We start from the raw sequence: 14,767 nt of genomic DNA on the forward strand, positions 1-14,767 counted from the left end.
CGTCGGTCAATCACATGTAGCTCAATTGTGCTACATGCAGTCTGGCAGCGCAATAATGCAGAGGATTATTTCACCGATTGACGCAGCTCTAGCCGCCGCCAGATAGCGCGTTTCTCCGCGTCGCTGGCGGTCGGCCAGGCGGCGATCTCCGCCCGCGTGCGCTGGCATCCGCGGCACTGCTGGGTTTCGTCGTCGATCCGACACAGGCTGACGCAGGGCGACCTGACGCCGGGATAAAACTGCTGATTGTCGCCTGCCATACGCTGCCCTTGATGTGATGAGTTCCGCCACAGGATACCCGATCCTGCGGCGGCGCGTCGTCAATCAGATGATGCCGCCGTTGGCGCGCAGGGTTTGGCCGTTGATCCAGCCGCCGTCGGCCCCCGCGAGGAAGGCCACCGCTGCAGCGATATCGTCCGGCGTGCCCAGGCGCTCCAGCGGCGCCATCTTCGCCAGCCGCTCGATAAGCTCCGGGGTTTTGCCGTCGAGGAACAAACCGGTGGCGGTCGGTCCCGGCGCGACGGCGTTCACCGTGATATTGCGGCCGCGCAGCTCTTTCGCCAGCACGCTGGTCAGCGCTTCGATCGCCGCCTTACTGGCGGCATACATGCCGTACCCCGGCTGCAGCAACCCCACCACGCTGGAGGAGAAGTTGATGATGCGGCCATTGTCGCGCAGGCGCTTCGCCGCCTCGCGCATCGCATTGAAGCTGCCTTTCAGATTGATGTCGAGCAGGCGATCCACGTCTTCGTCACGCATGTCCGCCACCGGCGCCAGCGCGATCACCCCGGCGTTATTGACCAGCACGTCGACGCCGCCAAACGCCTGTTCGGCGCTGTCGAACAGGCGGGCGACCGCAGATGCATCGCTGACGTCGGCTTTGACGCTCAAGGCGCGGCCGCCGCCCTGTTCGATCTTGCGCACCAGCTCATCGGCCGGCGCCGGGTTGCCCGAATAATTGATGATGACGGTGAAGCCATCGGCGGCCAGACGCTCGGCGATGGCCGCGCCGATGCCGCGCGATGCGCCGGTAACGATGGCGACGGGGGGAGTTTTCTGATTCATCGGGAGATCCTTAAAGAAAACGACGAGGGTAACGTTAATCATGCACTCTTTATCACGGCGAATAAGCCCCGATTCTCTGGCATCATCATCCCAAATTATCGAACAATGTCCCCAAGGCGCTTACGATGGCCGCCCGTTGGGCGGCCATCGCCATTACAGCGCGCCGTAGTTCAATGGCACCCAGGCGTAACCGTCGCCCTGGCGATTCAAATACCCCAACCCCGGGAACGACAGGTGTGCGCCCCCCACCAGCTCGCTCTGCCGCGCGCTGTCGCCAAATATCCGCAGCCGCTGAGCGACCGCCGCCTTGGCGTCATTATCAAAGCTGATAGCCACCTTCGGATGCGGCATCTGCACCGCCGCCACGTGGATCAGATCCCCCAGCAGCAACAGCTTCTGGCCCTGGCTGGTCACCTGATACACGCTATGTCCCGGCGTATGGCCGTGGGCGGCAAAGGCGGCAATGCCCGGGGAAAGCTCACCGTCGTCGCTGAACGGCTTAAAGTGGCCGGCCGCCTGATACGGCTTGATCACTGCCTGAGCCCTTTCGAAGTTGCTTGTACTGCCCGCGCTGGCCTGTTTCAGTTTGTCCGCGCTTAGCCAGAAGTCCGCGTCCTGGCTGGCGGCGCGCACCACCGCATTGGGGAATACCGCCTTGCCGTCGTGCGTCAGGCCGCCGAGGTGGTCCGGGTGCATGTGGGTCAGGTAGATCTCATCCACCTGCTCCGGCTGGTAGCCCGCCGCACGCAGGTTATCCACCAGCTTGCCCAGGCCGTCGCCCAGCAGTTGGCCGGCGCCGCTGTCGATCATCACCAGCTTGTCGCCGGTATTGATCAGATAAGCATTGACCGACGTGACCACCGGCAGGCTTTGATGCTGCTCGGCTACCCCGGCGGCGATCTGCTGCGGCGTACGGCCCAGTAACAGCTTATCCGCCGGCAGGCGAATAATGCCGTCGGACAACGCGGTCACTTCAAAGCTGCCCAGCATGATGCGGTAAAATCCCGGCGTCGGGGTTTTGGCCTGCGGCGCGGCGGCGCCGGCCTGTAACGACATAACGGCCAGCGCCGCGCCCAACAGACAACGTTTCCAGAACATGATGACTCCTTGTGAGAATTGAACAGCGCTAAGTATTGACGCAAAAAGCCCGATGCGCCTGTTTAATAAATGCCTTTGATAAATATATAAATAATATATTCATTATGAATAATTTTGTTTGCCGAGCCACACAACCCCAATCCATATTTTCTCGTGCGCCGCTTCGTTATTTTTCTTACTCCCTAAACCACGAGTAAGGAAATATGATGAGCTATCAATTCGAAAACCTGGTCTTTGAAGGCGGCGGCGTAAAAGGCATCGCCTATGGCGGCGCACTGGAATTGCTGGAAGCCAAAGGCATCATGCCGCAGATCAAGCAAACCTCCGGCGCCTCAGCGGGCGCCATCGCCGCGCTGCTGGTCGGGCTGGGCTGCAGCTCGGCCGACGTGACCAAGATTCTGTCGGCGATGGATTTTAAAAAATTCCTCGATTATAACGGCGGCTTTTTCGGTACGCTCCAGGACGCCTATCGTCTGTTCAATCAATACGGCATTGCGCCCGGTGATTATTTTTATCAATGGTCGCGCGATATTATCAAGCAATGTACCGGCAACCCGGATATTACCTTCGAACAGTTCGAAGCAATGAAAACGGCGAAAGGGTTCAAGTCGATTTACTTTATCGGCGCCAACCTCAACAGCGGCCAGCGCGAAGTCTATTCGCATCGCACCACGCCGCGCATGAAAGTGGCGGATGGCCTGCGCATTTCGATGTCGTTCCCGTTCGCCTTCGTGGCGAAGAAAAATGCCCTGGGCGACCTGTGCATCGACGGCGGCATGATCGACAACTACCCGGTGCGGCTGTTCGACTATGACTTCTCCGCCACGCCGCCTTACATCGACAGCACCAGCCAGCGCATCAACACCCGTACGCTGGGCATTCGCCTGGACTCCGCCAGTGAAATCGCTCAGGCCGCCGGTCAGGCCGGCCCGCGCACGCCGGTCAACAACCTGTTTGATTTCACCCTGGCGGTGGCCAACGTGATGCTGGACATCCAAACCAAGGTGCATCTGGACAGCGATGACTGGAAGCGCACCGTGTATGTCGACACGCTCGACGTCGGCACGCTGGAGTTCGGCATCAGCGAGGAGAAGAAACGCGCGCTGATCGAATCCGGCCGTCGCGGCGTAGAGCGCTACTTCGCGTGGTATGACGCCGCCATGAAGCAAGCGGCGTAACCGGCAGTTCCCCGCCCGCGCGTCGGGCCGGCGCGCGGGCAAAAAAATCCCCGCGGGGGCGGGGAAAGGCAAAGTAACGCTAAGGATTTATAGGAGTTATACGAAGAACTTGGCCAACACCAGCAGCGACAGCGAAACGTTGATAGCGCCGCCGATACGGGTTGCGATCTGGGCGAACGGCATCAACGACATGCGGTTGCCGGCGGTGAGGATCGCGACGTCGCCGGTCCCGCCCTGCCCGCTCTGGCAGCAGGAGACGATCGCCACGTCGATAGGGTGCATGCCGATTTTCTTGCCGACGAAGAAACCGGTCGCTACCAGCGCGCTGACGGTGGTGACGATCACGATCAGATTCTGTACGGTGAACGCGTCCACCAGTTCCTGCCACGGCGTGATGGCTACCCCGACGGCGAACAGGATGGGATAGGTCACGGCGGTGCGGAAGAATTTGTACACCACCTGCGAGCCTTCCTGAATGCGCGGCGACACCCCGTGCGCCAACTTCACCGCCACGGCGGCGAACAGCATGCCCACCGGCGCCGGCAGGCCGATCAGACGGTGCAGCAGCATGCCCACCATATACAGCAGAATGGCCAACAGCGCGCCGCAGGCGATGGTGCTGACGTCCACCTTGCCGCTGATTTTTTCCACCGCGCTCATGTCGCTTTCACCCTGCTTGCTCGGCATCAGGCTGCCTTCGCCGGTCAGGTGGGGATAACGCTTGCCCAGTTGGTTGAGCAGGCCGGCGATGACGATAGCGGTCAGGCTACCGAGCATCACGATAGGCAGAATGCGCCCCAGCGCCACGCCCTGCTCCATGTGCAGGATCGCGGCATAGCCCATCGACAGCGGGATCGCCCCTTCACCTACGCCACCGGCCATGATCGGCAGGATCAGGAAGAAGAAGATCTGGAACGGTTCCAGGCCCAGCGCCATGCCGACGCCCATCCCCACCAGCATGCCGACGATCTCGCCGCACAGCATGGGGATGAAGATGCGCAGGAAGCCCTGGATCAGCACCTGGCGGTTCATGCTCATGATGCTGCCGACGATGATGCAGCAGATGTAGAGGTAAAGAATGTTGGTCGATTTGTAGAACTTGGTGGTCGACTCCACCACCACGTCCGGCAGCAGGCCATAGTGCACCAGCGCGGAAGGAATGAAGGTGGCGCAGATCGCCGCCGCGCCCATTTTGCCGATCAGCGGCAGGCGCTTGCCGAATTCGCCGCAGGCGAAGCCGAAGAACGCCAGGGTGGCCACCATCACCACAATATCGCTCGGCAACTTGCCTTCCAGGCAGTCGAGCAGAATCAATACGCCGGCCAGAATAAAGAACGGTAACGGAATAATCCCTACTTTATAATTGTCCAGTATCCGCCACCATTTCTCACGCAGAGGAATATCAGCGGCCTTGTCTTTGGCTACGAGGTAAGAATCATCTGTTGTGCTCATAATCTGGCCTCTTATTAGTTTGTTCAGCCATCATAGAGAAGCGCACGGATTATCTGCTGTGATTATGTTCAAAATTAAAAAGGGTTTTTAATGGTGGTTATGGTTTCTATGGGGTTAATTAAGATTATGTAAAAATCAGCGTGGTTTTAATGGCGTTAATACCGTTTTTATTTTAAAGCTTATCAACTTTATCGCAGACGAACAATTCTCGTCCGGTTCACGCTAATCCCGTGTGAGGGATCACAAGTTGATCGGGCGCAATATTACACACCCCGTATCTCGTGATAGGGTAAGGCTTCAGGATCTCTTTACGGTGAAGCTCCTCCATGCGCCTTAAACTCTCATTTCAAATCAAGCTGTTTCTGTGCCTGGTGGCCTTCTCCTGCCTGCTGCTGAGCTGCATCGGCGCCTACACCTATTACCAGCTGGATGCGCAGCTGCACCGCGATCTCGGCGCCCGCGCCCAGGTGCAGGCACGGGAAATCGCCCTTATCCCTTCGTTGGTGGATGCCGTAGAAAAAAACGACGCCGCCAGGATCGCTGCGTTGATGAAAAAAATCCGCGCCAGCAGCGACGCCAGCTATATCGTCATCGGTGATAATCATGCCCGTCATCTCTATCATTCCGAATATGAGGGCCGCCTGGGCACGCCGATGATCGGCGGCGATAATAAAGAAGTATTGGAAGGAAAAAGCATTATTTCCATTCGCAAGGGCGGCATCGGCGTTTCATTACGCAGCAAGGCGCCGATTCTGGATGAAAATAATCACGTCATCGGCATCGTTTCCGTCGGCTATTTGAAATCGCATATCGATAATTTAAATGCCAGGACATTAACGCAAATTATCGGTTCCATCGTGCTGCTGCTGATCGCCCTGTTCGTTTTTTCCTGGCTGCTGTCGAAAAACCTCAAACGCCAAATGTTCTGGCTGGAGCCGAAAGAGATCGCGCTGCTGGTGCGCCAGCAAAAAGCGCTGCTGGAAGCCATCTATGAGGGCGTGATCGCCATCGATCCGCAGCTGCGGATCATCACCATCAACCATGCGGCGCGTGAGCTGTTGGATCTGCATCAGCCCGCCACCGGCCTGCTGGGCCGGCCGATCGGCGACGTGATCCAGGCCCAGCCGGACTTTTTCGCCGTCGCGCACTTGGAGCACGACACCCATGACGAGGTGTGCCGCTTCAACCACGTGCGGGTGATCGCCAGCCGGGTGCGCATCATGCAGGAGCAGGAGCTGCAAGGCTGGGTGATCAGTTTCCGCGACAAGAACGATATCAATACCCTGAGCAGCCAGCTCAGTCAGGTGAAACGCTATGCCGATAACCTACGCATCATGCGCCACGAGCAGCTGAACTGGACCGCCACGCTGGCCGGGCTGCTGCATATGCAGCGCTATGACGAGGCCATCCGCTATGTGGAAGCCCAGTCGGAGGGGGCGCAGGAGATCCTCGATTTCATCTCGCAGCGCTTCAGTTCGGCGGCGCTGTGCGGGCTGTTGCTGGGCAAATACTCCAGCGCCAGAGAGAAAGGCATCGAACTGCGTTTCGATCCGGCCTGCCAGCTGCGGCAGATCCCGGCGGCGCTGAATGAGACCGAACTGATGTCGATCGTCGGCAACCTGCTGGATAATGCGGTGGAGGCGACGCTGCACTGCCCGGCTCCGCACGACGCGATCGAACTCTATATCAGCGACGGCAGCGACGAGCTGGTGATCGAGGTGGCGGATCGCGGCACCGGCATCGCCGAGGAGATTCGTGATACGCTGTTTGAACAGGGCGTGACCACCAAAGCGGATAAAAGCGACCACGGCATCGGCCTGCATCTGGTCGCCAGCCACGTGGCGCAGGCGCACGGCAGCATAGAAGTGTCGGACAACGAGCCGCACGGCGCGATATTCTCTATATTTATCCCTAAATAAAACCCATAACCCGATTTTTTTGAGCACCCGATTATGTCACACCAAACACTGGACGTTCTGATCGTGGAAGATGAGCCGCAACTGGCGACGCTGCACGCAGAGTTCATCGAGAAAAATTTCAACCTGCGGGTGGTGGCCTACGCCGCCACGCTGGCCGAAGCGCGGGCCAAAGCCAACGAGCATCAGCCGCGGCTGATCCTGCTGGACAACTTTCTGCCGGACGGCCAGGGCATTGAGCTGATGGAAGAACCGGCGGTAAAGAATCCCGCCTGTTCGGTGATTTTCATCACCGCCGCCAGCGACATGCATACCTGCAGCCAGGCGATCCGCAACGGCGCCTTCGACTACATCATCAAGCCGGTGTCTTACAAACGGCTGCGCAACTCGCTCGAGCGCTTCATGCAGTTCGTGCAGACCCAGCGCACCTTCAAAATCATCGATCAGGACAATGTCGATGCGCTGTACAACCTGCAGTCGAAGCAGTTCTCCAGCGAACCGAGCGCCAAAGGTATAGAAACCAACACGCTGGAGCTGGTGCAGGCGCTGTTTATCGCCCAGCCGGCGGTGGCGCATGCGGTGGAAGACGTGGTCGAACAGGTCGGCATCAGCAAAACCACCGCTCGCCGTTATCTGGAATATTGCGTCGCCACCCAGTTCGTGCGGGTGGAGATGCTGTACGGCAATATCGGCCATCCGCGCAGGCTGTATCGCAAGGCCTGAGGCTGCCATCTGGCTGTCATACTAAGGCGATAACATGACGCTCGACGATATCCCCCTCGATATCGGCACCTGTCGTTAAAACTGATGAAATACTGATGACTTTTGCCCGGCCTCTGGTCGGGTTTTTTATTATCCGAACGGCAGGCGTGACGCCCAAATATCTCTCTACGCCACACCGTATTATTTCCCCAAAAACCAAACCATTATGGCGAATAATGGCCGTCAATTTTGAGTCACGGGCCAAATTACCATAACTAATTAAAACCTTGATGTAAACCACTAATATCCCATTTAAATGACATTGAGGGTTGTCTCAGATATTCACTGTGTTAGGGTAAAAAGCTCTTTTATTTTGCTAAGGACAGCCCATAACGCTTTAATTAAACCAGAGGAAACAGCAAATTGCATGGCAATTAAACTCGAAGTAAAGAACCTGTATAAGATATTTGGCGAGCACCCGGAACGCGCATTCAAACTGCTGGATAAAGGTCTGACAAAAGATCGGCTGTTTGAAAAAACCGGCTTATCGCTCGGCGTAAAAGACGCCACTCTGGCCATTGAAGAAGGCGAGATATTTGTCATCATGGGGCTCTCCGGTTCCGGCAAGTCCACCCTGGTACGCCTTCTCAATCGTCTGATAGAACCCACCCGCGGTCAGGTGCTGATCGACGGTGAGGACATCGCCAAAATATCCGACACCGCGCTGCGCACCGTGCGGCGAAATAAGATCAGCATGGTATTTCAGTCATTCGCGCTAATGCCGCACATGAATGTTCTGAATAATACCGCCTTTGGCATGGAATTAGCCGGAATACCGCTGCAGGAACGCCAGGAAAAAGCGCTGGACGCCCTGCGTCAGGTCGGGCTGGAGAATTATGCGCTGTCTTATCCGGATGAATTATCCGGCGGCATGCGTCAGCGCGTGGGATTAGCCCGCGCGATGGCCAATAACCCGGATATATTATTAATGGACGAAGCCTTCTCGGCGCTCGATCCGTTAATTCGCACCGAAATGCAGGATGAGCTGGTGAAATTACAAGCTCAGCATCAGCGCACCATCGTGTTTATTTCCCACGATCTGGACGAAGCGATGCGCATTGGCGATCGCATCGCCATCATGCAGGGCGGCGAGGTGATCCAGGTCGGCACGCCGGACGAGATCCTCAATAATCCTGCCAACGACTACGTGCGCACCTTCTTCCGCGGCGTGGACATCAGTCATGTGTTCAGCGCCAAGGATATCGCCCAGCGGCGTCCGGTGACGCTGATCCGCAAAACCCCCGGTTTTGGCCCCCGCTCGGCGCTGCAGCTGCTGCGCGATGAGGACCGTGATTATGGTTATGTTGTTGAACGCGGGAAGAAATTTATCGGCGTGGTGTCGATAGAGTCGCTGAAAAAGGCGCTGTCCGCCAATCAAACGCTGGACGATGCCCTGCTTGAGGCCCCCGCCGCCGTGCCGGCCGACACGCCGCTCAGCGATCTGATCTCCCTGGTCGCCCAGGCGCCGTGCGCGGTGCCGGTAGTGGGCGAAGAACATAACTATCTCGGCATCATCTCCAAGGCCATGCTGCTGCAGGCGTTGGACAAGGAGGGCTCAGCCAATGAGTGATACCACGCAAACCCAAGATCCCTGGGCTACCGCACCGGCCGATGCCGGCGCCGCCCCCGCTCACGATGCCGCCGCCAACGCCGGCGACGCCTGGTCCAGCGCGCCGCCGCCGGCCGCTCATGACGCCGCCGGGCAAGGCGCCGATTGGCTCAGCAGCGCCCCGGCGCAGCCTGAGCACTTCAGCCTGCTTGATCCGTTCCACAAAGCCTGGGTGCCGTTTGATTCCTGGGTCACGCAAGGCATCGACTGGCTGGTGCTGCACTTCCGCCCGCTGTTCCAGGGCATCCGCGTGCCGGTAGACGTGATCCTGAGCGGCTTCCAGCAATTGCTGTTGGGCATGCCGGCGCCGATCGCCATTCTGGTGTTCTCGCTGGTCGCCTGGCAGATCGCGGGCCTCGGCATGGGCGCCGCGACGCTGCTCTCTCTGGTCGCCATCGGCGCCATCGGCGCCTGGTCGCAGGCGATGGTTACGCTGGCGCTGGTGCTGACCGCGCTGTTCTTCTGCATCCTTATCGGCCTGCCGCTCGGCATCTGGCTGGCGCGCAGCAAGCATGCCGCCAAAGTGATTAGGCCGCTGCTCGACGCCATGCAAACCACCCCGGCCTTCGTCTATCTGGTGCCGATCGTCATGCTGTTCGGCATCGGCAACGTGCCGGGCGTGGTGGTGACCATTATCTTCGCGCTGCCGCCGATCGTGCGTCTGACCATTCTTGGCATCAAGCAGGTGCCGGAGGATCTGATCGAGGCCGCCGAATCCTTCGGCGCCAGCCCGCGCCAGCTGCTGTTCAAGGTGCAGCTGCCGCTGGCGATGCCGACCATCATGGCCGGCGTGAACCAGACGCTGATGTTGGCGCTGTCGATGGTCGTCATCGCCTCGATGATCGCCGTCGGCGGTCTGGGCCAGATGGTGCTGCGCGGCATCGGCCGGCTGGATATGGGCCTGGCCGCCATCGGCGGGGTCGGCATCGTGATCCTGGCGATCATTCTCGATCGCCTCACCCAATCGCTGGGGCGCGATCGCCGCAGCAAGGGCATCGGCCGCTGGTATCGCCGCGGCCCCATCGGGCTGTTTACCCGTCCATTTATCAAACAAGCCTGACGCTTTTCCCGCCGGCGGCTGCGGCCCCGGCGGGCCAGGGCAACACCACATCAAAAGAGGGGAAACACTATGCGCACCACGGGCATCTGGGCTCTCGCCCTGACGACACTGATTGGCTCACAGAGCGCCATCGCGGCGGATTTACCCGGTAAGGGAATAGCGGTACAGCCGGTGCAAAGCACCATTTCCGAAGAGACGTTCCAGACGCTGCTGGTCAGCAAGGCGCTGGAAAAACTGGGTTACGACGTGAAGGAACCGCGCGAAGTGGATTACAACGTCGCCTACACCTCCATCGCCTCCGGCGACGCCACCTTTATCGCGGTCAATTGGGATCCGCTGCACGCCGATCAGTACAAGGCCGCCGGCGGCGACGCCAAGTTCTACCGCGAAGGCGTCTACGTCAACGGCGCCGCGCAGGGCTACCTGATCGACAAGAAAACCGCCGAGCAGTACCACATCACCAACGTCGAACAGCTCAAGGATCCCAAGATCGCCAAGCTGTTCGACACCAACGGCGACGGCAAGGCCGATCTGACCGGCTGCACCCCGGGCTGGGGCTGCGAGGCGGTGATCAACCACCACATCAAGGCCTATGGCCTGAGTAATACCGTCGAACACAACCAGGGCAACTACGCGGCGATGATCGCCGACACCATCACCCGCTACAAAGAGGGCAAACCGGTACTGTATTACACCTGGACGCCGTACTGGGTCAGCGATGTGATGGTGCCGGGCCGCGACGTGGTCTGGCTGCAGGTACCGTTCTCTTCCTTGCCGGGCGAGCAGAAGAACGTCGATACCAAGCTGCCTAACGGCGCCAACTACGGCTTCCCGGTCAACACCATGCGCATCGCCGCCAACAAGCAGTGGGCCGAAGCCAACCCGGCGGCCGCCAAGCTGTTCGCCATCATGAAGCTGCCGATCGCCGACATCAACGCGCAAAACCTGCGCATGCATGAAGGCCAGGCTTCGGAGGCCGACATCCAAAACCACGTCAACGGTTGGATCAAGGCGCATCAGGCGACCTTCGACGGCTGGGTGAAAACCGCCGCCGAAGCGGCGAAGCCGTAACCGAGCGGGGGCGCCTCTGCCGCGCCCCTACCCCGCCAGATCGATGCCGCTGAACTGTAAAAAACGGGCGGCGGCGTTCGACAAGGGCTGCGGCCAGATGCAATACACCTGGCGCCGCGGCCCGTCTTCAATCGGAATCGACACCAGCGCGCTTAAGCGTTGCGCGGTCGAGATCGGTACGATGCCCGCCGCCAACCCGCGCCGCACCAGATTCTCCAACCATTCGATATGATCGATTTCAAAACTGACGTGCCGGCGGATGCCCGCCGCCAGGAAGGCACGATCGGTTTGGCGCCGCGCGCCGGTGCCGCTGTAGAAATCCACCAGAGGCACTTCCGCCAGCGCCTGCAGGTTAACCCGCTCGCGGTTAGCCAGCGGGTGCTGCGGCGCCACCAGCGCCACCAGCGGCTCATCGGTCAACTGCCGGTGCGACATCGGCAGCAGATCGACATCGCCGGGCCAGATGCCGACGAACGCCATATCGCACTTCTGCTGACGCACATCCTCCAGCAGGGCTTCGCTCATGCCAACGTACAGGCGGATGTTCACCGCCGGATAGTGGCGATGAAACTTGTCGAGCTTTTCGGTCAGATCAATCGCGTTTATGGTTGAAATCGTGCCGATGGTCAGGGTGCCGGACACCGCATCGCCGGCGGCGGTCACCTCCTCCACCAGCGCCTGCTGCGCCGCCAACAGTCGCTGCGCCGAGGGTATGAAAGCCTGGCCGGCGGGGGTCAAGCGCACCCGGCGCGAAGTACGTTCAAACAGCGTACAGCCCAGCTCTTCTTCCAGTTTGGCGATCTGGTGGCTGAGCGCCGACTGCACCGTATGGCAGCGCTGCGCCGCCCGGGTGAAACTCTGTTCTTCCGCCACCGCCAGCGCATAGCGGATCTGTTTCAGGTTCATGGCATCTATCTTGAAATGAGATAAATAAAATGAAAATTATACATTGGTTTCCGGACGCGCGTTGCCGGATACTGCGCGCTATCTTCTTCCCGTGATGAAAAAACCATGAGCCAACAAAACGCCCATCCGGGCCTCAGCCCGGCGCTGACCGTGCTGATCGCCATCGCTACCGGCCTGGCGGTCGCCAGCAACTATTACGCGCAACCGCTGCTGGAAACCATCGCCACCGGTTTCAACCTGTCGGTCAACCAGGCCGGCTTTATCGTCACCGCCGCGCAGCTCGGTTATGCAACCGGCCTGCTGCTGCTGGTGCCGCTCGGCGATATGTTCGAGCGCCGCGGGCTGATCGTGTTCATGACGCTGCTGGCCGCCGGCGGCATGCTGATCACCGCTACTTCCGCCACGCTGCCGATGATGATCCTCGGCACCGCGCTCACCGGGCTGTTCTCGGTGGTGGCGCAGATCCTGGTGCCGCTGGCCGCCACGCTGGCCCACCCGGAAAAGCGCGGCAAGACCGTCGGCATCATCATGAGCGGCCTGCTGCTCGGCATCCTGCTTGCGCGCACCGTCGCGGGCGCCTTGGCGTCGTTCGGCGGCTGGCGCACCATCTACTGGGTCGCCAGCGTGCTGATGATCCTGATGGCGCTGATCCTGTGGCGCGCGCTGCCGCGCTATAAGCAACACTCCGGGCTGAACTACCCGCAGCTGCTGGCCTCGATCTTCAGCCTGTTCTGCCGCACGCCGCTGCTGCGCACTCGCGCCATCCTCGGCGCCCTGTCGTTCGCCAACTTCAGCGTGCTCTGGACCTCAATGGCCTTTCTGCTCGCCGCGCCGCCGTTCAACTATTCCGAAGGGGTGATCGGACTGTTCGGTCTGGTGGGCGCCGCCGGAGCGCTGGCCGCTTCGCGCGCCGGGCATCTGGCGGACAAAGGCAAGGCCGGGTTGACCACCACCGTCGGCATGGTATTGCTGCTGCTGTCCTGGATACCTATCGCGCTGGCTAAACAATCGCTGTGGGCGCTGATCGCCGGCATCCTGATCCTCGATCTGGCGGTGCAGGCGGTACACGTCACCAACCAGAGCGTGATGTATCGCATCTTGCCGGAGGCGCGCAACCGCCTGACCGCCGGCTACATGACCAGCTACTTTATCGGCGGCGCGCTCGGTTCGCTGCTCTCCGCGTCCGCCTATCAGCATGCAGGCTGGTACGGCGTAGCCGCCGTCGGAGGGGTGTTATGCCTGCTCAACCTGCTGACCTGGTGGCTCGGCAAGCATCACGATCCGCAGGGGCCGGCGGCAATCTGATTATCGTGCAAATAGTCACTAAAGAAATTTATTAGCGGTGCAGGGTATAAACATTACTTACTCTCTGGTAATGTTCTGGGCATAAACTATTGACGACCTATCTACCCAGCGACCCACAACCATGCAAAGCCAAGCTGCAGACAGCCTTACTCCGCCCGCCGTCAGCGCCACCTTCGCCAACGGCGTCGTCGACAGTTTGCCGATCGTCATCGGGTACGTGCCGGTGGCGTTCGCTTTCGGCCTCAGCGCCGTCAAACTGGGCTTTTCCCCGCTGGAAAGCATTTTCTTCTCCTGCATCATCTACGCCGGCGCCAGCCAGTTCGTGATCACCGCCCTGCTGAGCGCCGGCATGTCGCTGTGGGTCTCCGCGCTGACGGTAATGGCGATGGACGTGCGCCACCTGTTGTATGGCCCGGCGCTGCGTCACCGCATCGTCTCGCGCCTGTCGCCCGGCAAAACGGCGCTGTGGGCCTTTGGCCTGACCGATGAGGTCTTCGCCGCCGCCACCGCCAGGCTGATGCGCAATAACCGCAGCTGGAGCGAAAACTGGATGCTGGGCATCGCGCTCTGTTCCTGGCTCTCTTGGGTAGCCGGCACCGCGCTCGGCGCGCTGTTCGGCAACGGCCCGCTGGAGCAGTTCCCGGTGATCGAGGCCTCGCTCGCCTTCATGCTGCCGGCGCTGTTTCTCAGTTTCCTGCTGGCCGCTTTCCGGCGCCCGCAGAGCCTGACCATCGCCGCCGCGCTGGCCGGCGCGCTGCTCGGCGTGGTGCTGTTCTCCATTCCGGTCGCCATTTTGGCCGGCATCGGCGCCGGCTGCGCCGCCGCCCTGTTCCAACCCCCGCACGCGGAGGCCAGCCATGAACACTGATGTGCTGGTGATCGGCCTGGTGGTGGGCTGCGCCAACTACCTGTTCCGTTATCTGCCGCTGCGGCTGGCGCCGGCGCGCGCTCAGCCCGGCATCAAACGCGGCAAAGCCGCCCTGCTGCTCGACAGCATCGGCATCGCCTCCATCTGCGCCCTGCTGGTGGTCTCCAGCACGCCGGTGGTGATGCGCGAACCGGACAAGCTGCTGCCGACGTTAGCGGGGTTCGCCGCGCTGGCGCTGTGTTTCTACCGCAGTAAAAGCATCATTCTGTCGACGCTGCTCGGCGCGACGGCCTTTGGCTTCACATTAAAATTGCTAATGTTTTTCGGCCCTGGCTGACGCCGCCTCCGACCGTTTGGCTTCACACTGGCGTTTTCAGGCGTCACATCTTTACAAACACTGACAAATGACACGAATTGCTAAATTATCCGCACGGCTGAACATTTACATTATTTGTCACCGTCGTTACTATCTCGAAC

The 14,767-nt window shown here is 60.1% G+C and carries 15 protein-coding genes; 9 read left to right on the top strand and 6 right to left on the bottom strand.

The window, feature by feature from the left end; all coding sequences use genetic code 11:
* Positions 1 to 65: 65 nt before the first annotated feature.
* From ACORQT_RS19320 to ACORQT_RS19330, 3 genes are all read right to left on the bottom strand, one after another.
* Positions 66 to 260, bottom strand: coding sequence for a DUF1289 domain-containing protein (locus ACORQT_RS19320; protein ID WP_072627095.1), 195 nt, complete (start codon positions 258 to 260; stop codon positions 66 to 68).
* 64 nt (positions 261 to 324) lie between these two features.
* Positions 325 to 1,065 carry an SDR family oxidoreductase gene (locus ACORQT_RS19325; RefSeq protein WP_047025555.1) on the bottom strand — a complete coding sequence of 247 codons (741 nt, stop codon included), beginning with the start codon at positions 1,063 to 1,065 and terminating at the stop codon, positions 325 to 327.
* Positions 1,066 to 1,218: 153 nt separating this feature from the next.
* Positions 1,219 to 2,163: an MBL fold metallo-hydrolase gene (locus ACORQT_RS19330; RefSeq protein ID WP_164057736.1), complete on the bottom strand. Its 945-nt coding sequence runs from the start codon at positions 2,161 to 2,163 to the stop codon at positions 1,219 to 1,221.
* A gap of 206 nt (positions 2,164 to 2,369) precedes the next feature.
* Between ACORQT_RS19330 and ACORQT_RS19335 the strand changes: the two genes are divergently transcribed.
* Positions 2,370 to 3,341 carry a patatin-like phospholipase family protein gene (locus tag ACORQT_RS19335; RefSeq protein WP_072627093.1) on the top strand — a complete coding sequence of 324 codons (972 nt, stop codon included), beginning with the start codon at positions 2,370 to 2,372 and terminating at the stop codon, positions 3,339 to 3,341.
* A 96-nt stretch (positions 3,342 to 3,437) separates the two neighbouring features.
* Here the strand turns inward: ACORQT_RS19335 and ACORQT_RS19340 are convergent, their stop codons facing one another.
* Positions 3,438 to 4,793: a 2-hydroxycarboxylate transporter family protein gene (locus tag ACORQT_RS19340; protein ID WP_033644155.1), complete on the bottom strand. Its 1,356-nt coding sequence runs from the start codon at positions 4,791 to 4,793 to the stop codon at positions 3,438 to 3,440.
* A gap of 326 nt (positions 4,794 to 5,119) precedes the next feature.
* Between ACORQT_RS19340 and ACORQT_RS19345 the strand changes: the two genes are divergently transcribed.
* Entirely contained in the window at positions 5,120 to 6,712 is a 1,593-nt protein-coding gene (locus ACORQT_RS19345; RefSeq protein WP_033644156.1) for an ATP-binding protein, read from the top strand.
* Between the two features lie 33 nt (positions 6,713 to 6,745).
* Positions 6,746 to 7,432: a response regulator gene (locus ACORQT_RS19350; protein ID WP_033644157.1), complete on the top strand. Its 687-nt coding sequence runs from the start codon at positions 6,746 to 6,748 to the stop codon at positions 7,430 to 7,432.
* A gap of 16 nt (positions 7,433 to 7,448) precedes the next feature.
* On the opposite strand, the gene ACORQT_RS19355 is transcribed toward ACORQT_RS19350, so the two are convergent.
* On the bottom strand, positions 7,449 to 7,712 hold the full coding sequence (locus tag ACORQT_RS19355) for a hypothetical protein (protein WP_139276915.1): 264 nt from the start codon (positions 7,710 to 7,712) through the stop codon (positions 7,449 to 7,451).
* Positions 7,713 to 7,838: 126 nt separating this feature from the next.
* On the opposite strand from ACORQT_RS19355, the gene proV reads away from it, so the two are divergent.
* The 3 genes from proV (at position 7,839) to proX (ending at position 11,211) form a co-directional block, all read left to right on the top strand.
* Positions 7,839 to 9,041 (top strand): glycine betaine/L-proline ABC transporter ATP-binding protein ProV, encoded by a 1,203-nt coding sequence (gene proV / locus ACORQT_RS19360; protein ID WP_042785248.1) that lies wholly within the window; start codon positions 7,839 to 7,841, stop codon positions 9,039 to 9,041.
* A complete protein-coding gene (proW, locus tag ACORQT_RS19365; RefSeq protein WP_033644159.1) occupies positions 9,034 to 10,140 on the top strand; it encodes a glycine betaine/L-proline ABC transporter permease ProW in 1,107 nt (368 codons plus the stop codon). The genes proV and proW overlap by 8 nt, the downstream gene beginning before the upstream one ends.
* Positions 10,141 to 10,209: 69 nt before the next feature.
* A complete protein-coding gene (gene proX, locus ACORQT_RS19370) occupies positions 10,210 to 11,211 on the top strand; it encodes a glycine betaine/L-proline ABC transporter substrate-binding protein ProX (protein WP_033644160.1) in 1,002 nt (333 codons plus the stop codon).
* Positions 11,212 to 11,238: 27 nt separating this feature from the next.
* On the opposite strand, the gene ACORQT_RS19375 is transcribed toward proX, so the two are convergent.
* Positions 11,239 to 12,117: a LysR family transcriptional regulator gene (locus ACORQT_RS19375; protein WP_019455589.1), complete on the bottom strand. Its 879-nt coding sequence runs from the start codon at positions 12,115 to 12,117 to the stop codon at positions 11,239 to 11,241.
* 105 nt (positions 12,118 to 12,222) lie between these two features.
* Between ACORQT_RS19375 and ACORQT_RS19380 the strand changes: the two genes are divergently transcribed.
* From ACORQT_RS19380 to ygaH, 3 genes are all read left to right on the top strand, one after another.
* A complete protein-coding gene (locus tag ACORQT_RS19380) occupies positions 12,223 to 13,422 on the top strand; it encodes an MFS transporter (protein WP_444859268.1) in 1,200 nt (399 codons plus the stop codon).
* Between the two features lie 121 nt (positions 13,423 to 13,543).
* On the top strand, positions 13,544 to 14,290 hold the full coding sequence (locus ACORQT_RS19385; RefSeq protein ID WP_033644163.1) for an AzlC family ABC transporter permease: 747 nt from the start codon (positions 13,544 to 13,546) through the stop codon (positions 14,288 to 14,290).
* Complete coding sequence (ygaH, locus tag ACORQT_RS19390; RefSeq protein ID WP_072627089.1) at positions 14,280 to 14,627, top strand: L-valine transporter subunit YgaH; 348 nt, start codon at positions 14,280 to 14,282, stop codon at positions 14,625 to 14,627. Before ACORQT_RS19385 ends, ygaH begins: the two co-directional genes overlap by 11 nt.
* Positions 14,628 to 14,767 lie beyond the last annotated feature (140 nt).

This window comes from Serratia sp. (in: enterobacteria), assembly GCF_052400455.1.
Classification (GTDB): domain Bacteria; phylum Pseudomonadota; class Gammaproteobacteria; order Enterobacterales; family Enterobacteriaceae; genus Serratia; species Serratia ureilytica.